The organism is Mesonia mobilis DSM 19841 (assembly GCF_000423405.1).
In the GTDB taxonomy this organism is placed as follows: domain Bacteria; phylum Bacteroidota; class Bacteroidia; order Flavobacteriales; family Flavobacteriaceae; genus Mesonia; species Mesonia mobilis.
The window spans coordinates 447,345-472,309 of record NZ_AUHX01000001.1; the positions used below are offsets into that span (position 1 = coordinate 447,345).

At 33.7% G+C, this 24,965-nt stretch carries 24 protein-coding genes; 8 read left to right on the forward strand and 16 right to left on the reverse strand.

What is annotated here, in order from left to right; translation table 11 throughout:
* Window positions 1–24: 24 nt before the first annotated feature.
* Window positions 25–624 carry an NAD(P)H:quinone oxidoreductase gene (gene wrbA, locus G551_RS0101980; protein WP_027883990.1) on the reverse strand — a complete coding sequence of 200 codons (600 nt, stop codon included), beginning with the start codon at window positions 622–624 and terminating at the stop codon, window positions 25–27.
* A gap of 257 nt (window positions 625–881) precedes the next feature.
* Between wrbA and G551_RS0101985 the strand changes: the two genes are divergently transcribed.
* On the forward strand, window positions 882–1,091 hold the full coding sequence (locus tag G551_RS0101985) for a hypothetical protein (protein ID WP_027883991.1): 210 nt from the start codon (window positions 882–884) through the stop codon (window positions 1,089–1,091).
* A 484-nt stretch (window positions 1,092–1,575) separates the two neighbouring features.
* Here G551_RS0101985 and G551_RS0101990 read toward each other — a convergent pair whose 3' ends face one another.
* From G551_RS0101990 to G551_RS0102050, 12 genes are all read right to left on the reverse strand, one after another.
* Window positions 1,576–2,376 carry a DUF4138 domain-containing protein gene (locus G551_RS0101990; protein ID WP_027883992.1) on the reverse strand — a complete coding sequence of 267 codons (801 nt, stop codon included), beginning with the start codon at window positions 2,374–2,376 and terminating at the stop codon, window positions 1,576–1,578.
* Between the two features lie 3 nt (window positions 2,377–2,379).
* Complete coding sequence (gene traM, locus G551_RS0101995) at window positions 2,380–3,294, reverse strand: conjugative transposon protein TraM (protein WP_027883993.1); 915 nt, start codon at window positions 3,292–3,294, stop codon at window positions 2,380–2,382.
* The gene (locus G551_RS0102000) at window positions 3,275–3,901 is read right to left on the reverse strand and encodes a conjugal transfer protein TraK (protein WP_027883994.1); all 627 of its coding nucleotides are present in this window, start codon (window positions 3,899–3,901) and stop codon (window positions 3,275–3,277) included. Before G551_RS0102000 ends, traM begins: the two co-directional genes overlap by 20 nt.
* A 17-nt stretch (window positions 3,902–3,918) precedes the next feature.
* A complete protein-coding gene (locus G551_RS0102005) occupies window positions 3,919–4,746 on the reverse strand; it encodes a hypothetical protein (protein WP_036243103.1) in 828 nt (275 codons plus the stop codon).
* Complete coding sequence (locus tag G551_RS0102010) at window positions 4,746–5,339, reverse strand: hypothetical protein (protein WP_036243104.1); 594 nt, start codon at window positions 5,337–5,339, stop codon at window positions 4,746–4,748. Before G551_RS0102010 ends, G551_RS0102005 begins: the two co-directional genes overlap by 1 nt.
* An 18-nt stretch (window positions 5,340–5,357) precedes the next feature.
* Window positions 5,358–7,760, reverse strand: a complete 2,403-nt coding sequence (locus tag G551_RS0102015; RefSeq protein WP_027883997.1) for a TraG family conjugative transposon ATPase — start codon at window positions 7,758–7,760, stop codon at window positions 5,358–5,360.
* Window positions 7,753–8,031, reverse strand: a complete 279-nt coding sequence (locus G551_RS0102020; RefSeq protein ID WP_027883998.1) for a hypothetical protein — start codon at window positions 8,029–8,031, stop codon at window positions 7,753–7,755. Before G551_RS0102020 ends, G551_RS0102015 begins: the two co-directional genes overlap by 8 nt.
* Entirely contained in the window at window positions 8,031–8,318 is a 288-nt protein-coding gene (locus tag G551_RS0102025) for a hypothetical protein (RefSeq protein WP_027883999.1), read from the reverse strand. Before G551_RS0102025 ends, G551_RS0102020 begins: the two co-directional genes overlap by 1 nt.
* A 249-nt stretch (window positions 8,319–8,567) precedes the next feature.
* Complete coding sequence (locus G551_RS0102035) at window positions 8,568–9,236, reverse strand: P-loop NTPase family protein (protein ID WP_027884000.1); 669 nt, start codon at window positions 9,234–9,236, stop codon at window positions 8,568–8,570.
* The gene (locus G551_RS0102040; protein ID WP_027884001.1) at window positions 9,233–9,772 is read right to left on the reverse strand and encodes a hypothetical protein; all 540 of its coding nucleotides are present in this window, start codon (window positions 9,770–9,772) and stop codon (window positions 9,233–9,235) included. Before G551_RS0102040 ends, G551_RS0102035 begins: the two co-directional genes overlap by 4 nt.
* 2 nt (window positions 9,773–9,774) lie before the next feature.
* Entirely contained in the window at window positions 9,775–10,053 is a 279-nt protein-coding gene (locus G551_RS0102045) for a helix-turn-helix domain-containing protein (RefSeq protein ID WP_027884002.1), read from the reverse strand.
* A 304-nt stretch (window positions 10,054–10,357) separates the two neighbouring features.
* Complete coding sequence (locus tag G551_RS0102050) at window positions 10,358–11,209, reverse strand: RteC domain-containing protein (protein WP_229797286.1); 852 nt, start codon at window positions 11,207–11,209, stop codon at window positions 10,358–10,360.
* A 186-nt stretch (window positions 11,210–11,395) separates the two neighbouring features.
* On the opposite strand from G551_RS0102050, the gene G551_RS0102055 reads away from it, so the two are divergent.
* From G551_RS0102055 to G551_RS0102070, 4 genes are all read left to right on the forward strand, one after another.
* Window positions 11,396–11,770, forward strand: coding sequence for a DUF7793 family protein (locus G551_RS0102055; protein WP_027884004.1), 375 nt, complete (start codon window positions 11,396–11,398; stop codon window positions 11,768–11,770).
* Window positions 11,767–12,678, forward strand: coding sequence for a helix-turn-helix domain-containing protein (locus G551_RS16105; RefSeq protein WP_027884005.1), 912 nt, complete (start codon window positions 11,767–11,769; stop codon window positions 12,676–12,678). Before G551_RS0102055 ends, G551_RS16105 begins: the two co-directional genes overlap by 4 nt.
* Window positions 12,679–12,786: 108 nt before the next feature.
* A complete protein-coding gene (locus G551_RS16635) occupies window positions 12,787–13,209 on the forward strand; it encodes a MauE/DoxX family redox-associated membrane protein (RefSeq protein ID WP_027884006.1) in 423 nt (140 codons plus the stop codon).
* Between the two features lie 91 nt (window positions 13,210–13,300).
* The gene (locus tag G551_RS0102070; protein ID WP_027884007.1) at window positions 13,301–13,570 is read left to right on the forward strand and encodes a DUF6520 family protein; all 270 of its coding nucleotides are present in this window, start codon (window positions 13,301–13,303) and stop codon (window positions 13,568–13,570) included.
* 65 nt (window positions 13,571–13,635) lie between these two features.
* On the opposite strand, the gene G551_RS0102075 is transcribed toward G551_RS0102070, so the two are convergent.
* Genes G551_RS0102075 through G551_RS15250 form a run of 3 tightly spaced genes read right to left on the reverse strand, consistent with a single transcriptional unit; the run spans window position 13,636 to window position 20,817 of the window.
* Window positions 13,636–16,458, reverse strand: coding sequence for a M16 family metallopeptidase (locus G551_RS0102075; protein ID WP_169558805.1), 2,823 nt, complete (start codon window positions 16,456–16,458; stop codon window positions 13,636–13,638).
* 1 nt (window position 16,459) lies between these two features.
* Window positions 16,460–17,842, reverse strand: coding sequence for a RagB/SusD family nutrient uptake outer membrane protein (locus G551_RS0102080; protein ID WP_036243106.1), 1,383 nt, complete (start codon window positions 17,840–17,842; stop codon window positions 16,460–16,462).
* A gap of 17 nt (window positions 17,843–17,859) precedes the next feature.
* Window positions 17,860–20,817 carry a SusC/RagA family TonB-linked outer membrane protein gene (locus G551_RS15250; RefSeq protein ID WP_084626358.1) on the reverse strand — a complete coding sequence of 986 codons (2,958 nt, stop codon included), beginning with the start codon at window positions 20,815–20,817 and terminating at the stop codon, window positions 17,860–17,862.
* 711 nt (window positions 20,818–21,528) lie between these two features.
* Here G551_RS15250 and G551_RS15255 point away from each other — a divergent pair.
* The 3 genes from G551_RS15255 to G551_RS0102100 all read left to right on the forward strand — a co-directional run bounded on the left by G551_RS15255 (window position 21,529) and on the right by G551_RS0102100 (window position 24,915).
* Window positions 21,529–21,822: a helix-turn-helix domain-containing protein gene (locus tag G551_RS15255; protein ID WP_051191190.1), complete on the forward strand. Its 294-nt coding sequence runs from the start codon at window positions 21,529–21,531 to the stop codon at window positions 21,820–21,822.
* 91 nt (window positions 21,823–21,913) lie between these two features.
* The gene (locus G551_RS0102095; protein WP_027884010.1) at window positions 21,914–24,133 is read left to right on the forward strand and encodes a ParB N-terminal domain-containing protein; all 2,220 of its coding nucleotides are present in this window, start codon (window positions 21,914–21,916) and stop codon (window positions 24,131–24,133) included.
* A complete protein-coding gene (locus G551_RS0102100) occupies window positions 24,130–24,915 on the forward strand; it encodes a DUF2971 domain-containing protein (protein ID WP_027884011.1) in 786 nt (261 codons plus the stop codon). Before G551_RS0102095 ends, G551_RS0102100 begins: the two co-directional genes overlap by 4 nt.
* Window positions 24,916–24,965 lie beyond the last annotated feature (50 nt).

The window sequence follows — 24,965 nt, forward strand, 5'->3', positions numbered from 1 at the left end:
TTTTGCTTCCCTTTCTCGTAATAATTAATTATTAATTTTTTCGGTTATTTCCAAAGCTCGTTTTACTTGAGCAGCGATAGCTTGTTTTTGTTTCCCATCGAGATCGCTTCCTCCTACTATACTAAATCCGTAAGGATTTCCTCCCGTTTCAAAAATTACGGGATCAGAGTAACCTGGAGCAGCAATAATTGCTCCCCAATGCATCATCGTTTTGTATAAAGAAAGTAGCGTACCTTCTTGACCTCCGTGCGGATTGGCTGCACTCGTCATTCCTGTAACTACTTTATTTACTAATTTACCGTTTTGCCAAAGTCCGCCGGTAGAATCTACTAAACTTTTAAATTGTGAAGGAGCATCGCCATAGCGTGTTGGATAACTAAAAATAATTGCATCTGCCCAATCTAGATCTTCTACGGTAGCTGTTTCTATCTCTTTTGTTTCTTGGTAATGATTGTGCCAGTCTTCGTTTTCTTTAATCACTTCTTCAGGAACGGTTTCTTCTACTCTTTTAAACCGAATATTTTCTACACCTAGATCTTTAGCTGCAGTTTCTGCTTCTCGAGCTAAAGTGTAGTTTGTTCCTGTTGAACTGTAATAAATAATTGCCAATTTTAAATTTTCCATAGTTTTTATTTTCAATATACTGTAAATGAATTAGTTAATACTCATAACGAAATTTAAAGTTTTTATAAATTATTAATTAATATACAAAATAGATAGAAAATAATTTGTAATTATTTATATACACAATGTAGTTACAAGTGATTATTTGATATTATTTATCGAAAATTATTACACATCATCGATTTTATAAATACTATGTGATACAAATTAATTAAATTTAGACTTCATAATTAATCACACATTATATTTTACGTTAGATGAAAGTTTATTTAAGAGAGCTTTTAGAAGATCGTATTCAAGTTTTAGAAAAAGAAATTTTTAAAAATTCGAATATTCCTTCTGAAGACTTATCGATGGATGAAATGCAAGATTTGGAGGCAAAAATTTTTGACCAAAAAAGAGAGTTGGTACGTGCGAAGAAATTTTATTTTAAATTAGATGAAATAGATTACGCGACGTTCCAGTAATTTTAAACGTTAAGACATACCCCACTTTACTCTAACACTTAAGCAAATTGCAAACAAAAAACCCTCTGAAAATCAGAGGGTTTTAAACTTATAAAGTGATCGCACCAGGATTCGAACCTATTTGAAAACCTTTGTATTTATTAATCTTAGCTAAAGCATCCTTGCAATTGTGAACCGAATTGTGAACCAGTATGACTTTTTACTCTCGTCTATATTTTATAAAGGAAATAAAAAAATTATCCCTGTTAGCAAATTTAATGATTTTAATTTTTAATTAACTTTTATATAATTAAAAATTGATAGGAATAAATATTGAATTGAAAAGAATCTTTCGCAAAACTTTTTCAAGATTTATTTCTCAAACTAAATATAGTTATTGCACATAATTCTTTTTTATACTTGTCAAGTATATCACAGAGCTAATATTTGGTGGTAATACCAATGATTTAATTTAAAAAGACCGACAAAATTGCCGGTCTTTTTTTTATAGTTTAGCATTTAAAATTAATTTCCTTCTCCCCTTTTTCTCTTGAAGTTCTAATTGAAGTTTCTCATCTTCTCCTAACACAAATTTCGGGAAAACATAAACAAACCTAAAACTTTGACTATGGTACACTTTATCGGGCACTTTATATTTTAAAATAGGAGTTAAAGAAAGCTTTTGGTAAGAGGATTTTCTTTTTTGATTTCCCTGAACCCTAAAAAGTTCTAAGTATTCTAACTCCAATGCAATCCCTGATTTATTTTTAATTTCTATAACTAGATAAGTTTGATCACGACTATAGGCCAGTCTTTCCATTTTGAGTTTAATACCTGATCGGCGTTTAGTTTTGATATGCTGAGAAGAAGAAGTTAAAAGATATTCGCTATATCTTTCAAAATATTCCTGTTGTCTGCCGACCGAGTCTTTTTCAAAAGCAGATAGTTTTTTTTGGAGTAAAGCGTGCTCGGTTCCCACTCGCTTCTTCTTAGGTATAAAATAAGTAAGCTGCTTTAAATCATCGCTGTATTTAACAATGTAGCTAAATACATTACCATCAACGGTAATCACTAATAAATTCCCGTCTTCGCCATCTATTCCTTGCAAAAGTCCCAGGTATTGAGGTGCCTCTCTATTATAGGTAAACGTAAAATGATTATTTCCGGTAATTGCTTGTTTGATTGGCGATGGGAAGAACAACGCTACTGCTTTATAATTATTTACATATAGCGTGTCCGGATCAGAGAATGCAAAAGTGGTAAAACTTGAGAACAGTAGTAGAAATTTTAGAATTAGATTTTTCATAATTTATTGTTTTACGGGTTTTAAATTCATTTGATATTGATCCAAGATGGTTACTTTCACATTTCGATTATTTCTTCTAAATAAGTTTTTAAGCCCGCTGACTTGAGGCACCGTTGGAATATTAATAGAACCTACCGTCTGGTCGAGTACTTCCCGTGTAGCTTCTTGTTGAAAGCTATTTTTCAAATAAACCCCTTCCCCTCCGTCTTGTAGATCAAAGGCATTTAGTTGTACTTCTTTTTCTTGAATATGGGTGATTTTCAGTAAAGTTCTATTAGGAGCAAAATTAACGGTAGCATAAATAGGTGTATTTTTAAAGTACTGTTTTCCTCCTATCCAGGATTTTTTACCTAAGCGCAGGGATAATCTTTCATTAGTACTGATTTTTTGTTCGCCATCAACACTCACCGGTATGATTTCATCTGTTCTGCCTTTCATTGTTGAAACAGTATTTACCCCATTAGCGGCAAAGAACAATTGATGTTCTAAACCTAATTCTTCTAATTGTTCTAATTGCTTCTCTTCCTCCAATGTATTTTGAGAAGGATTGAGGGTACTGGTATTATTTCCAGCTTGTCTTATTCTGGAATTATCTGAATATTGTTGATAGACACTATCGATCAACTGTTGTTTTTCATAAGCCAATTGATCTTCCCGATAGGTCCCGGTAGTATCAAACAAATCTTCGTTATAAACTTCTGGAATATGCTCGATTCTTTCTTCCTCCAGATGATCCAATGCTTCCATTTTTGTATTGTACTGTTCAGGATCTTTTTCTAATTGCGGAACTGGAGGCTGTTTATCTTCTAAGGAATCTTCTTCCTGTTTTCCAAAGGTGATAATGGAATACCCTACGATAAACAATACCACACTTAGTAATATTACTATCATTACGATTTTATTCTTTTGTACTTTCATGGCTATGTATTTTAGTTAAACTTTGTTCATAAAAATTTTTAATGATTAACCCGTGGGGATTGTGTGGAAAATTTCGATCCACCTTCATCAGTCGACCGCTGGTTTTAATTTCATAGGAATCGGTAGCCTCGCCCCGGGTAATACTAAACCGGGTGGTGGTCATAAAATTGATTTCGCCATTTTTTAAAGATATTTCTGAATGTATAGCACTTATTTTTTGAATAAGTGAGTATTGCAATAAGCGATTATAAATTCCTTCGGCTTTTTTTTGACGATAGAGTTCCGCTATCGAGTTATCCCCAAGCCATAATGCCTTTTCCATATTTCGCTCAAAATTATTGGCATTGATTTGATAGAAATAACGGTGAAACATTTCTAAATGTGCTTTAGCTTCTACTTCGAGATTTTCCCGATGCTCAATAAGCTGTAAGGGGATTACTTGTCCTTGATCATTAATCACAAATGCACTTTGCTGACTTTGTTTAAAAATTCGGTAGGCAAAGAATCCCGATGCAATCATCGATAAGGAAGCACCGATGACGACCGTTAATACGACAAAACGATTTGTCCTGAGAACTTTATAGATATTGGTATAAGGTGTTTTCATAATTTTATGAATTGATTTTATCCTCCGGTAAAAAGACGTAATACAAAGGAGCTTGACTTTTTATATAATTTGAATTTTAAAAGCACGATAAATCCTATGGAAGCCAGCTCAATAAGCGGGGCAAAAAATTCACTTCCCCAATCGGTACCAAAGAGATCATTCCAAAAGCTTGAATTTATTTCTGTATAAAGGTTATTAATGAAAATGTTTACCAAAAAGAAGGCAGGCACCAACATATAGACTCCGGTATACAATTTAAAAAACTGGTACGCCAAGTTTCGAAATTTCTCAAAGACCGCCAGACTAATGACAAGTGGAAAAAACGCTTGCATCAGCCCCAATAAAAAATAGCGTTCAGCCAGAAATAAGGGATAGATAAATAAATCCAATAGCCAAAGAATGACCCCGGCAATAAATGCAATCATTTTTAAACCAAAAAGTGGGGTCACCAAAGCTTCGTAAAGCACGGCCATCGCCTTTTTTGTGGCTTCAATGGCACCTACATCTTTTTCCAAATCGACATCACTTAATTGTAATGGCATCAGTGCCGGTGCCGTAGTTCTGTATTGACTTTCTATAGAAACCAGAATACCATCAAAGACCCCCAGAATTTCAGTGGAAAAGATCACTAATAGCACAATGATAAAGTTCTTAAAAAGTTCATTAGGACGAAGACCCCAAGTTTGACCATCAGTGTTTGCCATTCCTTCATTATATTTTTTTAAAATATTGACCAGAAAGAACAATATGGCAAGCGTCTTCATACCTGTGATGGTATATTGAGAAAAGTCACTTTCTTTAATCGTCTGGAATACCGTATCGATATATTCTAAACCTATACTCATCAGAAATCGGTTTCACGATTATTGATTTTATCCTGCATTTTTCGAAATGATATAATGCTGTGATATCTTCGTGTTTTGTTATTTACTTCCGCTAACATCTCCGAGGAAGTTTCTTCATGGGCTTTAAGTATGGCTGCCCGTTCTCCATCACTCATTTTTAAATAGTCACTGGTTAAAATTTTATCGATGTAATTTACATTTTGAGTGGAGCGTTGCAGGATTTCATCAAATGATTCACTTACCTGATCAACTTCTTCCGGTTTGATATAAGGTGAACTTAAGATTTCCTGTAAATCCTGTTGAACCAACTGGTAAAGTTGCTGATTGTTTTGAATAAGGTTACTGACCGCATCTAGTTGCTGAATCACATTACTTACCTTTTCAATACGTTCCTTTTGTTGTTTTAAAAATTCTACCGTCTTTAAAAGATTTGTAGTTTGTTTTGCTGACTCCACCAACTGCTTGGCCAGGCTGATGAAATTTGTATTATCATATACAGGCATTCCCTGTGACATTGCTATGCTTGGCATTAGAAAAGCCAAACATAGTATGATGGTAATCTTTCGAAGCGGTGGTGATATAAGATTGTTCATTTCTATAAGTTTTAAGATTTAATTTTTACGTTGAAGAAAATCCTGAATAGCTTGTTCCATATTCCCCGATTCTTGGAATAGCTTAAGAATTTGATCGCTTTCTTCCCCATCGGTGAGGTAAGCCGCGTATACCTCAGGAGGAACCTCTAGACGAAAAATATTGCTCTCCTTCCCTATTTTGATAAACATTTCTGTATATTTTCTATCACCGGTGAGACGATTCCGGATGGATCTTAACTGATTCAGATCGTGACTGGAAAGGTTCAGTCTTTTTTGTAGGTCATCGTAACCTTTTTCATTTCTAAGGCTATAAACCACTTGAGTATTTTCCAAAATACTAGCCGAAGTAGCGTTTTTAGGTAATTGATTAATCGATTGAAGAATAATACCGATGGCTCCATTTTGTTTTCGAATAGCTTGGTAGTAAAACTCCACACTCTCCAACACATTTTGAAATTTCAATTGTTTGGCAAACTCATCAAACAAAATGATTCCACGTTCAGAACGATTTCGCCAAATCGTGCGTTGAATGGCCGATTTAATTAGCTTTAACATCACCGAGAGGATTTCTTTGTTATCTCTTACCTCGTCTAACTCAAAGATAATCATCTGCTTATCCTCAATCCTGTATGTCTGGTCTTCACCAACCTCAAATAGAAAACTATATAGACCATCACCTACATACTCTGATAGAATATGTAAAAAATCATAAATACTGAAATAACTTTCCCGTATACCAAGCAGTTGATGAAAGTGGTCTTTATGATGATCTACAAAATCATAAAGAGAACTCAGAGAATGTTCTTTTCTGATTTCTTTATAGTAATACAATAGCACCTTCTTCATGGCTACCTGTTTTGCCTTAGAGACCTTGGCTCCTTCCGCCATCAACTCTAACAGAAAAACACTTAAGTCTTCCAATCGCTCCGGGGTCAGGTCTTGCTCACTTGAAATATAAAATGGATTAATTCCTAAACTTTCTCCGTGCTGATAGCGTAAAATAATATGCTCGTCAGGGTATAGTTTTGCAAACTTGGAATAAGACCCCCCCAAATCGATGATCACCAATCGTACCTTGTCTTCGAAATACTGTCGAAGGATGTTATTGGCCAAAAAAGATTTTCCTTCCCCCGTGGGTGCAAAAATGGCGAAATTTCTTGCCTTAATTCTTTTTTTCTTTTGATCCCATACATCCTTTAAGATGGGTAAGTTATGTTGACGATCATTAAAAATTACCCCTTGTTGGTCTGATTTATAATTGGTGCTTTGTATCCATAAACAAAGGGCGTGTTTCAAATCACTCACGTATAGATCTTCATCGGTAAAATTACTAGAGTAGCAGAAATAGGAATTTAGATAATAATGCTTTCGTGCATCTCCTTTAGGAGCATAAGGAATCATATCCAATTCTTTGAATTCACCTTTTATTTGGGAGGAAATAGATTTTAACTGCTCTAATGTTTCACTCCAATAAATGACATTGAGCTGTCCTCGAATAATTCGCGATTGTTCATCTTTATTGATCCTATCCAGAATATGCTTTATTTTTTCAAGAATCACTTTGTTTTGGGTTCCAAAATTTGCGCTTTTTTGAAGCGCAGTTACTTTTTTCTCCAAAAGTTTTCTCCATCGATGTTTATCATCAAGAAACAAGACTTGGTTGACCATATGGTTTTCGTGGAGATTAAGTCCTAAACCATCGATAAACCCCTGATGAAAACTGAAATCGTCCGAAGTAAATTCTTCATTGATTTTACTGGTTTGCAACGTATCACCAAAACATAATTCGCTATTAATAGCCAATACATCAAAATAATACTTCCCGATTTTGATTTCCTTGCTTAACTCGATATCAGTATCTACATGTTCATTAAACCCATTAAAGTAACGCTGAGTTTGCTGATGAAATGATGAAGAATGTAATGGTTGTATCTCTATTTTTTTGGAATTTTGAACAAAAGCGATCACATCGTATACGGCGTGCTGAAACGCCTGTGCCCTAGCTTTTATCTTCTTATAAAAATCTGTTTTTACAGTTTTAAAAGGATTGATATCCCCACTAGCCTTAGTGGTTTTAGAGGCCGGCAAAATAAAATACAGGTAACTCTGATGTTCTAGATAGTTTCTCCCTTTAAAATAGTGATAGGTAGACTTTTGTAAAAACGTTTCTCGTTGAAGCTGCTTTCCTTTATAAATTGATTTTCTATAGAGATCCTGCTTATGCACAATGGTGCCCACCGGTAAGCTTTTGATAGCTTGAAAAAATTGGGCGTGCAGTGCTTCAAAATCCTTTTCTGAAAGCGAATAGATTTCCGGAAGCTGCAATTCATAACCGATCACCAGATTTCCATTAGCAGCAAAAACTAAATTATCCTGTATATCTAAAATGGGATAATGTGAAGAGAGATTAAATTCATTCATAGTCAAGAGTTGATTGGCGTTTATTACTAATTCGTTTAGGAAAAGATTTTTTTAAAAATCCTAAATGGGGTTGTTTTGAAAACCTGTTAAGCCCTATAAAAAGAAGGCAGTTCCAGGCAATTGCGGTTAGAATGGTTAACATTCCAAAAGAGAAAATAATTACCATCAAAGAGCCGATCACCGATAACATCTGCAGCGCAAAGAGGTTTAAGGGCAAACCGAAGATGACCGCTTTTTTTCGAATATCCCGATAGGGTTTAAATTGTTTCATTAGACCACTATTCCTATCAGGTACGTAAAAATCCCAACTACCGCTCCCGCAATAAGAACAAAGATGAGTACCCGGGTGATCCCCTTTTTAAGATCTGCATTTTCTCCAAAAAAGTGACCGGCGTTAAACAGGAAACCTACTAAAAAAATGACTCCAAGGATAATGGGAAAGATCGCTCGAATAGTATCTGAAATATCATTCACGGAATTTTCAATTCCTCCGATTTGTGCCCAGGCCGATCCTGTGAAAAAGAGTAATAAAAGTGAAACATAAATAGCTTTTTTCATATCAAATAAGATTTTTGTGATACTTGAAATTGATAAAGTAAAGCTATGATATTCAGCTCTTTATTATGCTAAACGTCAGGAATCTGTGAATAACATTCTATTTGCTATTCATTGTTGTAATATGGTTCTAAATCATCTTAAAATAAATGATCGTTTTGAAAATTGCTGTTGATAACCGAAAAAGTGATAAGGATAATCATCTCTAAAAACGTCAATTTTCTATCCAAAAGTCTTGGAGGCTCTTCATATTTACGTTCTTTTATCTTTTGCATCCTTGCTAAAGGCAATCAAATTAAAAAGCTCCCGCATCCTACTTCGAACGCGATTCCCATAGCGCTCTTCCAGTTCCTCTGCATTAAGATTAGTAGTCACGTGAGTTTTTAGCTTTCTGTGGGTATTTAAATAAAGTTCATGTCTTGAAAGCAGGATTTCTCCCATCACATTACAATCCTTTCCGTAGAATCTACCGTAAGGCTCAATACCCAGGTCATCAAAACAGAAAAAATTGGAATTGCCGTAATCTTCAATGGCCTTATAACCAAGATGGTTAAAACTAAACACCACATTTCTACTAGGAATCATCTCATAAGGACGTTGCTGTGGAACCAGAAATTTTAAAAGCTTCATTAAACTTGTTTTTCCACAACCCACGGGTCCGGATAATAAAATCCCTTTATGGACATCTATTTCGAATTTTTCACAATTTTCCTTATCCCTAATGAGGTATGAACAAAGCTTGTAGATAATCTCTCGATCCTCTCGGTATAATTTAAATTTTTCCCCGAAAAGCAATTTACCTTTAGCCTCCAGGTAGACTTGCATTTTTTTAAAATCATAACGAATTTCTTTTCCGTAGATTTTTCCTATTTCATAAGCAACTCCACCTTCCTGAATGATATGTGGTGATTTAAAATTCATAAGGGTTCATCATAATTTTTATCATCACTAGTTCTAAGGTTGTCCTGATTCGGGACATCTAGGTTAAGTTTTTCAGTGTTTTCATTTTCCGAAAAATTTAAATTTTCAAAAATTTCTGTTTTTTTATTGTTTTTAATGTTTTCTATAGTTTGTATATGTTTTATTATAGATACCAATGCTTGTTCACTACTTGTCCTATTTTTAGTATGGTTGAGGTCTAATACTTGTTCACTACTTGTCCCAAAATTGAACATCTTAATTTTGCTACCCTTCCAAGGATTATGGGAAGGCATATAAACCAAATAGCTCCAATGGCTCAATTCTCTGATGCATCGATGGTAAGTGGATTTAGAACCAATTTTAGCCAGGTTCATCACTTCCTGGCGATTAATAAAAAATTCACTGCTATAGTAGTTGACATTCCAAAATTGAAAAAGGGCAAGATACAGACTGATGTGCGAAGGATTTAGTCGATTATCTCGAGAAAAAAGCGCAAATACGCGATTGAGATGTTTGATGTAATTTACTGCTTCCAAAATCAAAAGGTATGATGTATTCTATTTTTCTCTAAAACAGCATTGATTTCTTCCTCATCATAATAGAGAACACCTCCAATTTTAGTATAAGGTAGCGTGCCGTTAATTCGTAAATTCTGAAGGGTGCCGGGGGAAATTCCTAAAAGTTCACGAACTTCTTTTGACCGTAACCATTTCTTCGAAGTAGTTGAGTATTGTTTTAATAGTAATTCTTGGATCTCCTCAAGAAGTTCAAGTTTAAATTCTCGAAGATCATCGGTGGTAATGATAGTTGCTGACATAATATTTGTTTTTAAATTAAAAAAGCGAGTACCCTCCTACTATCACCTATTCAGGTACTCACTTAAATTTGGCTGATGAATTTGCTCTATTCATAGAACGGTTCCATCAACCGTTGATTTGACTTTCATTACAAATTTTGAATCTTTTTACGGGTTCTTATCCCAAGATGAATCGCAGTTACGACAAACTTTAACATCCTCTCTAAATAGATACAAAAAAGCCCAAATACGATGATTTAGGCTTTAATTTTAATCCTCTAGGGATTTTTCTATCAAAAAATTTAAGAAGTAGCTCGAATCGTAACTACGTTTTTTCGAAGCCTTCTTCTTTATCCATTTTATGTTGAAGATGAATAATCAATTCATCAAGAAATTTAGTTCTACTTCCCCTCCTTTCCTTTATCTCTGAATAGGTTTTATAAATTTGATCAAGTTTGATATTGAAAAAATCTTCAAAGCTGGAAGTAATCATTTTCAAATCAGCTGCTCCGTGATTCACACATTGATCGGAATAGAGCGCATAAATGAGTTCAATCAGTGCTGTCTTGGAAGCTGTCCATACTAAAACTTGATGCTTTTTCTGTTCATATTTCTTGGTTTGCCCCGGCTTTAGTTCTTCTAAAGATTCCCTTAAGTAATGTATGAATTGATACATGGCTTTTACTTTTGCCCAAAGCATATCGTGGGAGGTTGAAAACTCCGGAAACTGATAGTAATCGGTAAGTGGGCTAACCGGAAATTTTGAGCGATGGGTACGTGAAAAAAACTGATGGTCTAGGTAACTATAATCCATTTCCATATAGTAAACGAAATCGGAATTACGATAAAAGAATTTATTGATTTTTTTAAGTTCTTTTTCCAAAAAATTAATTTTATACTGCCTTCCCGCTTTAGGTTTCTGTAATTCGCAGGTACGCATTTCCGTAAAAAGAATCAATTGACTCATAGGAATGGATTTTAAATGCTTGAAGAAGTGGATCTCACCGGGAATGGTTTCAAAATCAAATTCTTCTACTAAACTTTTAAGTTTGGCTAGCGTTTTATTACATAAACTAATCCCTGAAACCATATATTTAATAGGTTCCAATTTTTTTTGCTGAAGTCCTTGAAGTTTGTATTCAAACTCTTTTATAACTTTTTCATAATCTTTCATCATCTCATAACTATTAGGTAGAAAATGAAAGCTACAGAATTATATTTCAAAGCTTTACCTCTAATTCTCTCAAAACATAAATGAATCCGTTATATACCTTTATTAATCCCTTAAAGACCTTTTTTATCGATAAAATGTATATTTATTCGTTAAAATGTAATTTTAAGTAACTTCTAATAGGTAATATTTATGAATTCCTGGGAGAGTGAATATGTGAAATTTGATATTAAGGATGGTATTATTTACTGTAAATATAAAGCATTCCAGACTTTTAACCTTAAAATCGCTCAGCAAGTAGTTGAGGATCGTTTATATTTTCAAGGAGAAAGAGTTTTACCTGCCTTTTGTGATATACGCAAAATGGTATTTCCTGACGAACAGGCAAGACACTACTTAGCTATTCATGGCTCCTTGGGATTAAAGGCGGTCGCTTATTTCATTTCTAAAGATAGCGAAAGAAGTCTTATTCAATTTTTCATTAAAGTCAATAAACCACTTATTCCTACAAAAGTTTTTTCAGAGCAGGATGAAGCCTTAGATTTTTTAAAACTTTATAAACGATGAGTAAGATCAAAAAAAAGAACCTAGAGAAATTATATGAGGCTATTATGCAGCTTGCCCAAGGAAATTTTGCCTATAGAATAAATGAATCAGATCTTCAGGAAGATGGTTCAGATTTAGCGATGATGCTGAATATGCTAGGCGAAGAATTAAGTAATTTTTTTATCAGTTCGAACTCGTTTGGTGAGAAAAATATGACTGACCCCTATACCTTCGTACTTGATAATCAATTGAATATTAAAGCTATTAATTGTCGATTCTCTCATTTATTTAATAGTCATAATGAGATCCTTAACAAGGAAATATCGCAATTTTTAACCAAAAGCTCTGCATTAGAACTTCAGCATTTGGTGAATTCTAATTTTCACACGGGACAGACTTTTACTCCGGTTAAAATTATCTTGACTTTTATGACTAAACACAATGAGGAATTGAAAGTTTGGGGATATTGTCATTTGATTGTCAATCAACGCGAACGATTCTATTTTTTTAGACTATTACCCTTAAAATTTATAAAAGTTTCTCAAATTGAACCTGATAATTCTGAAGCGGAAGATAAAAAATTGAAAAAGAAACAGGTACAAAATGATATTCTCAAAATTAGAGAGGTACATCAGTATATATTAGATAATCTGCATCAGAGCTTGCCGCCATTGCAAATCATTGCTCGAAGTGCCAATCTAAACGAATATAAACTAAAGAAAGGATTCAAAACCATTTATGGAATTACTGTATTTAAATTTCATTTAGAAAAGCGTCTTGAAATGTCTAAAACATTAATTGAAAGTACCCAACTTCCCTTAAAATCAATATCCTTTCAATTTGGTTTTAAAGACTACTCCCATTTTTTAAAAGCATTCAAAAAGAAATATGGAAAATCCCCTAAAAAATTCAGAAATGGTAATAATTAAATTTAGTGTGTTTTAGGGTTAAACAATAATAAATCCTTTATAGACAGTTTTTTATCCCTTAAGAACATTTTCGCTTCCTTAACTTTAACCTCATTAAAAGAAAAGGTTATGGAAACCAAAAAGTACATCTTAAAAATTTCTACACTTATAGTAGGAATATTATTTCTCTATACCGGTTTAAAAAAATTATGGGAAGGGGATCTTTTCTACCATACCTTACTGAATTCAACCAATATCGAAAACCAGCTTATTATTGAAGGATTAAGTTTGGGGATTCCTCTCGTGGAAATAACCACCTCTTTTACTTTTTTGTTTTATCCTAAGAAAAATATTGGTCTGTATATCTCTTTGATAGTATTGATAGTCTATAGCGGATATTTGATCAACCTCTTATTCTTTCAAGAAGAAATCCCCTGTACCTGTAGGACTGTTCTACCGCTACTGGGTTGGTATGGTCACTTATACTTTACACTAAGCTTATTTGTATTTCTAATAGGTTTATTACAGTTACGAGGTTTAAAAATAAAATAGTATTACCTGTTTTGTTGCGCAACAAAACCAGGAGGAAGCTGAACACCTGTATAAAATAGTAGGCATATTATTCATTTAAAAATTCAATATTATGAAAAGTAAATTTTTAATTCCGTTGTTAGCGGTAATCTTTACAACCGCGATGTCCTTTACTACAGCTAGAACTGTAGTAAATCCGGATTTTGATTTTATCTCTACCGATGCCGGAGTAGTTCGTATTTCTGAAATGCAATGCGGAGCAGGAACATTAAATTGTAGAGTTCAATTAGAGCCTAATGGAACAGAATATCAAGTTTTTGATGATGAAGACTTAACTGTTGCCAAAAATACGAATAACCCTAATCCTATTGAGTTATTCTAATTATTCCATAATCTAAAAAGGAGCACTGGAGAAAATCTCCAGTGCTTTTATTATTTACTATAGTTTTACAAGAATATAAATTCCATTTTACTATTTTGTTCGATAAAATTAGTCATATCTTTTAAGAAATCTTCTAGTTTTAGATCAGTAAGGTAATTTTTATGTTGTTGGATACTGATCAAAGGTTTTTGATATCTGTAATAGTTATATAATTTTTTTTCTCTTTCATTCAAGAACTCCTGTTTAAAATCAATTCCTTGAATTATTCGCTTCTTCTCCTGATGGAATATATCTTCGGATAAATCTTCAGAAATATTTTTTAATATAAAATCTAATTCCTTTCGTAACTCTTTAATTTTACTATCCTGTGAATTGACTTGAATTTCAAACTCAAAACGATTCATAGCCTCGTTAAACTTTCCGACTGTTGCATAATCATATAAAGGAAACCCTTTTTTATATCTTAATTCAGTAATTTTAGCCTTTATGATTCTAGCCAACAGCTCTAATTGAGTTTCCAAATGAAAAATTTGATTACTACTAACACTATATTTATTAGGCATTAAGAAACTCACTACTAAGCTGGTTCTGTTATTTTGATTATCATTTTGAGGAAATATTACTGGTTCCCCTTGAGTTAATGATGTACTCTCTATTAGATTTCTTACATTTTGAAAATGTAATTTTTCTTCTGTAGGAATACTTCCAAGATACTTATTTATCAAGGCTAAATTTTTACTGATATCCTGCAACCCGGTGATTAAAAATGTAAATCGTTTAGCATTAGAAAACAATTTATTGTAGATATCATAGGCATTGTCAAAATCGGTTTTGAATATACCCTGATATCGTTGCCTACCGATAGGGTTTTTAGTAAAGTCACCCGTTAAATTACGGATTGTATCTTTTAAACTAGCGGAACCTAAACTAAACGGTGGGTTAGAAAATTTTTGCAATTGAAGAAATTTCCAATCCTTATAAGCTTCCTTATCTTTATTCACTTGAGTAAAGTACAAGGAAGTCAACTTCAACATTAATTCCAAATCCTTAGTTTCGGATACTGCTTTAATACCACTCTCTTGATAAGAGATATAGGGTTGTGGTAATTTCCATAAACTTGTCGTTGACAGATAGTCTTTTAGTTCAAATTTATTTAAACAAGCTATTCCACTATTATTAATAATATCAGGGCTGTTAATGGCAGAGTAATAATTTTTTGGTGAGAAACTAGCTGCTCCATAACCGGTAAAGCCGTGCAGTCGAGTTACATCATCCTGAACTTGTTGGTGATCTATAATTACCTTTATACCATTAGCTAAGGTATATTCACCAACTTTCAATTTTTTATCATATCGGTAATCAATGGGCACACTTTTTTGATTAGAATTTACCTCAATTTTTAAGCATTCAATATCTTTTTTGGCCCATCTTTCTTTACGTTTTGGAACTGGTGAAGTTTCTATCCATTTTTTTAAAGTTAATGAATCAATTTTAGCAGTTGAAATAATCCCTAAATCATCGGGATATAATTTTAGGTTCCGATGAATAAATGAATTAAAATCTGAAAGTGATGTTTTTTTTAAATTTTCAGTCAGAAATTTCTCTTTTTCTTCCGGTAAAGCCTCATTGGCTACAAAGTGTCTGCGTATTTCCTTTATCCAGTAGAAATCATCCTTATTTACAGAAGCCCTCGATGGTGGCATGAGACTATTCATAATTTTTTTATATTCATCTTCTTCAATACCATTTTGTTTTAAATTTTTAATAATACCGATGACCTGTTGAAGCGCTTCTTGTTCGTAGTTATTTAGAATTGAAAGTTTTAAATGCAGACCCATCGGATACATCTCATTTTCAGAATAACTAATGACTGCCTGATATTTAGGATTATAAACTTGTAAAGCCTCTTGTATTCTGTGATTTAGAATTTGTTGCAGCATACCCCAATATTGAAGTCTTGAGAGCCCTAAGTAATTACCTAAGTTATGATAGGTAATTGAATCTCTATAAAATAAAGTCAACTCTGATTTCTCAATAACAAATTCTTGAGTTGATGGTTGTTTCTGAATGGACTTGAAGTTAGGTTTTGACTTAAAAAATAATGAGTCTTTATCCAGAAGTTCCCGATTTCCCTTCTCATTTTTCAGACTTTTAAAAAATTCTTTTAACTTTTCTTCAATCTTTTCAGGTTGTGTTATAGCACCTGCAACAACTACAGCCATCAGTTCGGGACGGTACCAATCCCTATAATAGCGTCTCACTACCTCTGCATCGAAAGAATTATAATGTGCTATTACTTCTGAGTAATCGTGGATTGACGGAAATAAATACGAATCTAATTTAGTCTCTAAATAGAACTGTGGCAAGTTATCCCCGTTACGGTAGTAAATCTCTTCCTTGATGGCTCCTCTTTCACTATCTATTGCTTTTGAAGACATATCTGTATGAACAGCGATATCTTTAAAAAACTGAAAACCTGTGTCTAATCCTTTTGGATTTGTATTGGGAATATCAAAAGAGTATTCGGTATACTTAAATGACGTATTGGCAAATTGATCTTTGCGTGTCATCCCTAATTGATTTAAAAGCTGTTCATCATCTCTTATCCCATTTCTAAATGCTAAATGTTCAAGCATGTGAGCGATGTCCAGTTGATCTCCATCCTGCTTATCAAAACCTGCCTTTAGATAAAGTCTCATATAAATTTTTGAAGACTCATTTTCCGTGGGTTTAATGTAATACGTTAACCCATTCTTTAGTTTCCCATAAGTGATCGATTGATCCAAAGCTAAATTACCTAAATCTCCCTGCTCATTTTCTTGACCAACACTTTTAGCTATATTGAAAAAACTAATCATCAACAAAATTAAAACTCTTAACTGTGTCATTTTAATAGCCCGGGTTTTGTAGTAGATTTGGATTGGTGATAAGATCATTTTCAGGAATAGGATATAGCATATCATTAGCTTCCCAATTAGAATCCCCCTCAAAAAAATCATCGATGTTCCCTGTGCGTTTAAGATCGAGCCAACGATGCCCCCATTCTGTAAATAGTTCTACTTTTCTTTCCTCAAGAATTTCCTCAAGCAATGTTTGTTGCGTTATTGCCGGATCAGATGTTGAGAGCAGATCAATACCTGCTCTATTTTTGATCATATTGAGGTCTGCTATCGCTCCCTGTAAATCATTTTGTCTTGCTCGGGCTTCTGCTCTAATTAAATATTGCTCTGCTAATCGCAGAACCATCGAATATTCCGTTAGGTTATCGATACTACTTCTATCTTTATATTTATGGGCATAGTAATTTTCTGTACCACTATGATACCCCACCCAATGCTGATAGCGCAAATCATTAGTGTCTAAATTGCTTACAAATTCATTGGATAAAGAGACTCTCGTGAGCGAACTCAATACCGGATGAAACAAGAATGTCCCCCCTTCATTCGTATAGGTCATAGAGCTTCCTGATCCTCTAGGGGTTATTTGCCAGATCGCTTCATCACTATTGGCAAGAAAAACATCATCTAAGTCTTCCTCAAGTGCATAACTATCAGAATTATTTATGAGCTGAGTACTATAAAAATCTGCTTCTTGCCAATTTTCAAGGTATACATACACTCTAGCCATTAATGCTGAAGCGGTATAGTAATTCGCATAAATGCGATCATTCTCTCTATAGCTCATAGGCAATTGAGCTAAGGCCAGCTCTAAATCTAAAAGGATCTGTTCGTAGACCGCTTCTGTTGAACTATTTTCTAAACTGGCATTAAGTTGATAGTTTGTTGTTAATGTTAAAGGAACCTCACCATAGAGATTGACCAAATAAAAAAAAGAAAAAGCGCGTATAAACCTAACTTCACCCTCTAGGTGTTGAGCAAGTTCTTCATTGATTGCTGATGAATTCCGGATTCCTTCTAGTGCAGAATTACACATATATATGATATTATAAGCACTCGACCATAATGCCGTATTTCTGATGTTATCGGGCATTAAAGCATGATCTTTAAACTCTATATAATCTAAATTGGTTACCCGTAAATTTGTAAGCGTATGGGCAGATAAACCTGCTAAGACGGTTACACTATTTTCCCCTCCTGAGCTAAATGCCCGTGGATAAAGCTGATTGTAAATACCTTTAACAGCACTTAAGGCAGTTTCATCACTATCAAAAACTACTTCACTGGTCACGATCGTATTGGGCGGATCGATCTCTACAAAATCTTCACAAGCCCATAAGGATAGGCAGAGAAGTGATATGATTATATATTTCATAAATAAAAATTTTAGTATTAAAAATTAAGTTCGACCCCGGCAGATATTGTTCTTAAGGCTGAAAAGCTTCTTCCTCCATTAGGCATAGCCGGGTCTAAGCCCTCATAAGGAGTCCAAGTAAACAGGTTTTGTGCATTGGCAAAAACCGTAAAGCCTGAAATGCCCACTACTGGGAGAAAGCGCTCGGGTAATTGATAAGACAGGCTAAGTGTTTTTAACCGAAGAAAAGAAGCATCAGAATAGGGCAAAGCAGTATTTAAGTAATTAGAATAGGCAATCGAAGATTCGTAAGATTGAGAAATGGTTTGAAACTGCCCTTGCCCCTCTAATGCCCGGCTAACAATACTTCTTTGATTTCCTAAGCTTCCGGCATCTACCATTGAAATTGTACCTTCCTGCTTTACATATTGAAATAAGAATTGCAATGAAAAGTCATGAACTTTTAAGGTATTCGAAAGACCTCCAAAATACTGACGCCAATTATTTTTAATTAAAGTACGATCCTGATAATCTATTTGATCATCACCATTCACATCTCTCACCTGATAAAGCCCTGTTTCATCATCAATCCCTTCATAATGATAGCGTAGACCAATATTTAAAGGCTCACCGATTCGATAGGTATTTGCATAAGAAGATTGTTGTAAATTGGGATAACTAATTAACTTATTCTCCGGAATCGTAAGATTGAATGAAGTTCGCCAACTAAAATTATCTTGCTGAAAGTTTAAACTAGAAAATTCTATTTCCCATCCTTTATTTTCGACCGTGGCTCCTAAATTGGCCTGAACGGTAGTAAAGCCAGTAATACTAGGCAAAGGGTAACCCACCAATTGATTGGATGACCTGTTTTGATACCTGCTTACTCCAACATTGATACGATCTTTCAGGAACCCAAGCTGGATCCCTACTTCTAATTTTTTATTCACCTCCCACGAATAATCGGGATTAGCTAAGCCTATCGGATAAAGGCCTCCGGGACCGGAAGTGGCCTCATAGGCATCTAAATAACCGTAATCTCCAATTTGATCATTTCCCGTGCTTCCATAACTTGCTCTCAACTTCCCAAAGGATAGAAACTTTAAAGAATCCATAAAGCTTTCTTCAGAAAAGATCCAAGCGGCACCTACGGCACCGAAATTGGCAAATTGTTTACCAGGACCAAAACGAGAAGAGCCATCTCTTCGACCGGTTAGGTTTAGGTAATATTTCTTTTGCCAATTATAAGCCAGTCTCCCAAAAATAGCAGCATAACGATATTCCTGAGTTCTATAGGATACTGAATTTACGCGGTCGGCAGCGGTTAAATTTCCGATCAGGCTTTCGGTCACGTAACCTTCACCATATAAACCTCTTCCAAAATCTATACTTTTTTGAAAAGTAGCTCCTACAATAGCACTTATCGTTCCTTTACTTATTTTTTTATTGTAGTTTATTTGTGGTTCAATGATCCAAGACGCTCTTTCTTGATCTAAATGTGTCGAGCGATGTTCTAAACTTTCCCAACTGGACGGGTTATAAGACTTTTTGGGTCTTTTTACCAATTCTCTACTGGTAAAGAAAGTATACCCTAAGCTTGTCTTTACTTCTAAGCCTTCCAAAGGACTGTAAGAAAGGCCTAAATTTGAAATACTGTTGTTAGATCGGGTTTGGCTACGGTTATAATAGCCCGATAATGGATTATTTAATCCTGCTTCACCCCACTCTTCCCAGTTTAGTTCTCCATTGGTTAAAAATAGTGAAGGTGCATTTGGGCTTAAATTAAAAGCCGTATTGGTAAGGTCTAAATACCCGACCAGTTCATTTTGGGTAACCCCATAATTTGTTTTAAAATTGAGGGTAAACTTTTGATCTTTGGAATGATGATTTAATTGAGCATTACCAGTAAACCGCTCATAGTTATAATCTCCTCTATAAATAGTACCCTGATTAAAATAAGCTCCTCCAACTCTAAAACTTGTTGTTTGATTACCTCCCGATACGCTTATATTGGCATCGGTAACAGGTGCATTCCCCCCAAAAAACTCTTCCTGCCAATCGGTATTTCTTTCCTGATCCCAGAGTACCAGATCGTAGGCATTGTATTGATCCGGCTCTACCCCATCATTTTCGAAAGCTCTTCGTCTTATTTGAAGATACTGAGAGGTATTGAGCATATCAATACGATTAGGAAAAGTAGAGATTCCTGTATATACGCGTGCTTGCACTTCTATTTTTGCCGATTTTCCTTTTTTTGTAGTAATCAACACTACCCCATTAGCTCCTCTTGAGCCATAAATGGCGGTTGCATCTGCATCCTTAAGTACTTCAATGCTCTCTATATTAGAAAGGTTAAGGGTACTTAACGGATCGATGCCTGAAGAACTGAGGTTGCTGTTGCTCTCTAAAGGCGTTGAATTAATGGGCATCCCATCGATGATGTACAAGGGGTAATTTCCTTCTGTTCGTAAACTGTTTTGCCCGCGTATTCGAATTGTCGGCGCTGATCCCGGTAAGTTACCTCCAGAGTTTACTTCTACTCCTGCCATTCTACCCTGCAGGGCTTCTAAAGGGCTTACCAAAGGTTGTAACTCTATTTCTTCGGCGGTAACTTTGGCAATATTCCCCGTGCGTTCCCGCTCGGTAGTGGTATAATAACCGGCATTAATCACGAGATCACCCAACGAGTTTTCTTCTTCTTGTAACGTAATATTGATTTGTGCTTGATTGGCGACCGCAATCGTTTGCGTTTGATAGCCTAGATAAGCGAATACCAAGCTGTCTTGTGCTTGTGTGTCAAGCTCATATTCTCCATCAAAATTAGTGGTTGTACCACCGGGTTTATTTTTAAAGGTAATATTTACCCCGGGGATGGGCATCTTATCGGTGTTGGTTACGGTACCCGATATTTGCTGTTGCCCCGTGCAAGGAATAGCCCAGCTGCTTAGCACTAAGAAAATACTTAGCCTAAGGCAGGATCTGAATAAAAATTTCATATTTTTGAAATGTTATTAGTTAAATATTTGAGTTTAGTTAATACACGCCTTCTCTGTATCGCCAAAGTATAGAGAGGGCTTTTTTATGGATATAATTTTACCTCATAAGCTTTTGTTTTAAACAGTTTACCCGACCCGGGCGCAGGTACTCTTCTTGCCATTACACATACCTATAATTCTTACTGCGATTGATTGAAATGAAACCACTCTGTAAATGTGTTTTGATTGGTTTTTTATTATAAAAACCGTGCACATTCCATGGGCTTATCTATGGAGTATCTAGGAAGTATCCCAGACTTTTCCTTACGAATAAAGTTTTACAATTGATTTTTAAAAGATGATTACTGTAACAATAAACACAGGTTTTGTAATTCAGCTCTGTTAAGTTCTAACTTATTTAGCTTCATTAACTCCCTTATGGCCTGTCTTATTAAAAAAAGAAAAAGGCGCAGGTCTCAACTTATCGATCTGAGGCACTGGTATACCTGTACACGAATAAGTGAGCCCACGCCGCGGTCGTGAGCTAAGTTACTTATCCTCTCGTGTACTTAAAAATTACCAGTTTTCAGATCGAGACTCAAAGCAATAGCTTCTAATATTTTCATATTTGAAGAATTGCAAATATATGTATGTAAGACAAATATAGCGAAAAAATATTTAGGATACTTATAGGTATCCTAAATATTTATAAGAAATTTTCAACTTTAAAGTATGAAAAAGTTAAACTTTAAAGATGAAAATAATGCTTTGGGATACAGAATAAGAGAACTGAGAGAAAAAATACTAAATCCTAAAACAAATAAACCAATTTCTCAAGAAGAATTAAGTCTAAGAACTGGTAATGCAAAAAAAACCATAGGTGAAATAGAAAGGGGTAATACAAATCCTCGTTTTAGTACATTACTTCAAATATCTAAAGAATTAAATGTAACTATACGTGAACTATTGGATTTTGATATGATCAAATATATTCGGCTAGCCAATAAATTTAAAAAAGATAAATAGCTTCAAGACTAAATAGTCTAATCATTTATAGAATTTTTATTTAGTTCTTGAACTTTCATAGGATTCGAATTTAACCTCCTAAATCAAAAAAATGTCTCTAAATATTAAACCTAGACAACAGAATGATCACTCTAATCCCTATTATTGCATTCATTCCTTACAAAAATTAAATTCTGAATTTGACACAAATGTATTTACCACCTCTATACCCATTTCTCAATTACTGAAAAATAGAGATATTTTATTAGTTGATGATCTGAAGGCTGATGCTAAATGGGGGATGAATAAAATTATACAGAGAAATATTTCTGACAAAAGAGTAAAAGAAATTAAGAATGAATATTTAGATACTAATCATAGACAAATAAAATTTTTTCCAGCTATTACTATTATCCTTCTACCTAAAACTAGTGGTGAACCGAGCCAAAGTTTTAATAATTCTCAGAATAGTTTTGATGATATTGCTGGAATAGATGTCATTAAAGAATATGGTGAAACAGACTTATATTTATATGATCATCCTATTACTTTAAAGTGGGATAAAAACAAAATTTCCGCCTTAGTCATTGATGGGCAGCATAGAGTTAAAGCTATCCGAAGCTTCTATGACAGTAAAAATGAAGCTCACTATGATGGGATAAGTATACCAGCAACTTTCGTTGTCTTCAAAAATTCACCCAATCTTGACTTAATACAAGCTACAAGAGCCTTATTCATTGATGTTAACAATACGCCAAGATTAGTATCAGAAGAAAAGCTAATATTTATAGATGACAGAAATATACATCGTAGAATTACAGCTAAGATTTTCGGTTCTAATGATCCAGGGGATGACAGTTCTGATTACTATCAGAAAATGCTTCAACAAGAAGATTTTCTATTAAATGAAGAGAATATTCTGAGCCGTTATTTAGTAGAAGAATCCGGTAAAGATGACGAAGAATCACGAGGTTTCTTATCTAATCATAGAAATCTATTTCCTTGGGAAGTAAGTAATATTATGACAATTCATAGGAATATAATTGGAAATATACTTTTACGATTTAAAGATGTTGATAAAACTAGAGATATTAGAAGCTTATGCCATGAGTTAAATAATTCAATTCTAGAAGAAATTGAGAAAAAGGAATCAACGGAAGAACTTACAGACAAGGAAAGAGAAGTTATTGTCGACCGCTTAGCTAAATCAGGATTGTCTAATGAAGAAATTGATATATTCAAAAATTTAATGGATATCAAATACCGGAATTTAGAAGAAATTCGCGATGTTGAGTCTGAATTTTTGATTGGGACCGCTGCAGATGATGAAGAAGAAAAAGACAGAAAGGATTTTGTGAAACTACTTTTAAATATTTATAATCAAGATTGTAGTAAAGATTCGGCATTTGAGTTTAGTTCAAATTCTATAACAAATTTATTACTCGAAAAATGCTCTATATATATTTCATTACCAACCTACGTATTTAATAACTTATGGTTTACTAAGAATATCAAGAATTCAATTTTAGATCATGGTCAAAATGATAGAAAACTAATTTTCAATTTTATTTTAGCTACTCATGAAACTTTAAAAGTTCAAAATTCACTTAGAAGACGAAATGACAAAGTTGATAAACAAGTAAAAAACTTTATCAAACAATATGAGATAAGTGAAACCTCCCGTGTTAAAACTCTTACAAATTGGGCAAAAAGTTTAGCTAAAAGTCAAAATGGGAATGTTTTAAGAACTGTTGTTGGTCAAGAAATGCTATTTATCTATTTGATGAAACAAAGTGGTAAACTGAGAGATATAAATATTGAAAATGAACTAGAGATAATAAATACACTAGGTGATATAAATTTTTTTAATAGTGAATTTTTATTAAAAATAAAATTTCCTGAAGCTCTAGATTGTTCTGTACTTGACTTTCAAATTTGGTCCGAAATAATTATGAATGGAAATAAAATGAAACCTGGAATTACTAATGCAATGAAAGGGGCTGACTTTATTGACATGGTTAAAAATAAAATTTCAAATAGAATTAATGGTGGTTCTAAATTGCGATCGTTGGATAGGTTGCAAAAATCCTATGGGGTTGCAGTAACAAAAAAAATTGCAGAGGGTGATAATGAAATTTTATTTAAAATGTACGAAGTAGCTCAGGACTATTTTCAACTTGATAAATATTTAAATAATAATGAAATTGAAATAATTACAGAACATTTTGCCAATGCAGAACAATTAACTGATCGTTCAAAAAATGTACTTAGTAAACTATATGGGGGATATGCCTTTGAGCAAGTGGTTGAGTGTTATAAAGATAAAATATGATCTTATATAAATTTAGAAATTTTGAAGAACAAAGTAAAGAAAGAACTTTAGAAATAATTAGAAATAAAGAGCTTTATTTTTCTGGAATTGAAGGATTTAATGATCCATTTGATGGAAAAGTCCATTTACGATATGACGGAAGCATTCCTGAAATACAAATGGCTCAAGCCCGCGTCCAACATGCAATGCGTTTAAAGAAGAGTGGGCAATACGAAGGCATTACGATGAGTAATGCTATAAATTTAATATCGGAAAGAATTGATGAAGATTATATTAAAACCTTTGCAAAGAAAAGAACGCATCGCATGCAAAAATTACATAATGAAAAAGGTGTATTATCACTAAGTACACAAAATAATAATATATTGATGTGGTCACATTATACCCATAATCATAAGGGTGTATGCTTTGGTTTTGAATGGAGTAAAAATGATTCATCAATATTTAGAAATTATAAAAAAGTGAGGTATCAATCTCACTACGAAGATATATGGTCATGGCTTCATACTGATCAAGAAATAGTGGATAAGATTTTTTTTACAAAAGCCATTGATTGGCAATATGAGGATGAATATCGAATCATTCGAAAAAGTTCAGGAAAGGAAATTTATGACCCTTCTTCTTTAAAAGAAATAATATTTGGTTCTTCTATGAGAAAGGAAAATATAAGTTTAATAATTTCCGAATGCAAAAAAAATAATTTAAACCCTAAATACTATAAAGCTGAACTAGATATAGAAAAATATCAAATAAATATTCGAGAATACCAATTATCAAATTAAAGTTGATAGTATAGTATAATGAAAGTGTTGTGGTATCGAATTTTTATTCA

Bases quoted from the DNA above. Each gene is read 5' to 3' on its own strand.
- G551_RS0102070 (WP_027884007.1), top strand. From the start codon at position 13,301: ATGAAAAGTAAATTTTTAATTCCGTTGTTAGCGGTAATCTTTACAACC.
- G551_RS0102035 (WP_027884000.1), bottom strand. From the start codon at position 9,236: ATGAATTTTAAATCACCACATATCATTCAGGAAGGTGGAGTTGCTTAT.
- G551_RS0102025 (WP_027883999.1), bottom strand. From the start codon at position 8,318: ATGAAAAAAGCTATTTATGTTTCACTTTTATTACTCTTTTTCACAGGA.
- G551_RS0102095 (WP_027884010.1), top strand. From the start codon at position 21,914: ATGTCTCTAAATATTAAACCTAGACAACAGAATGATCACTCTAATCCC.
- G551_RS0102045 (WP_027884002.1), bottom strand. From the start codon at position 10,053: ATGTCAGCAACTATCATTACCACCGATGATCTTCGAGAATTTAAACTT.
- G551_RS0102075 (WP_169558805.1), bottom strand. From the start codon at position 16,458: ATGACACAGTTAAGAGTTTTAATTTTGTTGATGATTAGTTTTTTCAAT.
- wrbA (WP_027883990.1), bottom strand. From the start codon at position 624: ATGGAAAATTTAAAATTGGCAATTATTTATTACAGTTCAACAGGAACA.
- G551_RS0102055 (WP_027884004.1), top strand. From the start codon at position 11,396: ATGAATTCCTGGGAGAGTGAATATGTGAAATTTGATATTAAGGATGGT.
- G551_RS0101990 (WP_027883992.1), bottom strand. From the start codon at position 2,376: ATGAAAAATCTAATTCTAAAATTTCTACTACTGTTCTCAAGTTTTACC.
- G551_RS16105 (WP_027884005.1), top strand. From the start codon at position 11,767: ATGAGTAAGATCAAAAAAAAGAACCTAGAGAAATTATATGAGGCTATT.
- G551_RS0102050 (WP_229797286.1), bottom strand. From the start codon at position 11,209: ATGATGAAAGATTATGAAAAAGTTATAAAAGAGTTTGAATACAAACTT.
- G551_RS15250 (WP_084626358.1), bottom strand. From the start codon at position 20,817: ATGAAATTTTTATTCAGATCCTGCCTTAGGCTAAGTATTTTCTTAGTG.
- G551_RS0102080 (WP_036243106.1), bottom strand. From the start codon at position 17,842: ATGAAATATATAATCATATCACTTCTCTGCCTATCCTTATGGGCTTGT.
- G551_RS0102005 (WP_036243103.1), bottom strand. From the start codon at position 4,746: ATGAGTATAGGTTTAGAATATATCGATACGGTATTCCAGACGATTAAA.
- G551_RS0102100 (WP_027884011.1), top strand. From the start codon at position 24,130: ATGATCTTATATAAATTTAGAAATTTTGAAGAACAAAGTAAAGAAAGA.
- G551_RS0102015 (WP_027883997.1), bottom strand. From the start codon at position 7,760: ATGAATGAATTTAATCTCTCTTCACATTATCCCATTTTAGATATACAG.
- G551_RS0101985 (WP_027883991.1), top strand. From the start codon at position 882: ATGAAAGTTTATTTAAGAGAGCTTTTAGAAGATCGTATTCAAGTTTTA.
- G551_RS15255 (WP_051191190.1), top strand. From the start codon at position 21,529: ATGAAAAAGTTAAACTTTAAAGATGAAAATAATGCTTTGGGATACAGA.
- G551_RS16635 (WP_027884006.1), top strand. From the start codon at position 12,787: ATGGAAACCAAAAAGTACATCTTAAAAATTTCTACACTTATAGTAGGA.
- G551_RS0102010 (WP_036243104.1), bottom strand. From the start codon at position 5,339: ATGAACAATCTTATATCACCACCGCTTCGAAAGATTACCATCATACTA.
- traM (WP_027883993.1), bottom strand. From the start codon at position 3,294: ATGAAAGTACAAAAGAATAAAATCGTAATGATAGTAATATTACTAAGT.
- G551_RS0102000 (WP_027883994.1), bottom strand. From the start codon at position 3,901: ATGAAAACACCTTATACCAATATCTATAAAGTTCTCAGGACAAATCGT.
- G551_RS0102020 (WP_027883998.1), bottom strand. From the start codon at position 8,031: ATGAAACAATTTAAACCCTATCGGGATATTCGAAAAAAAGCGGTCATC.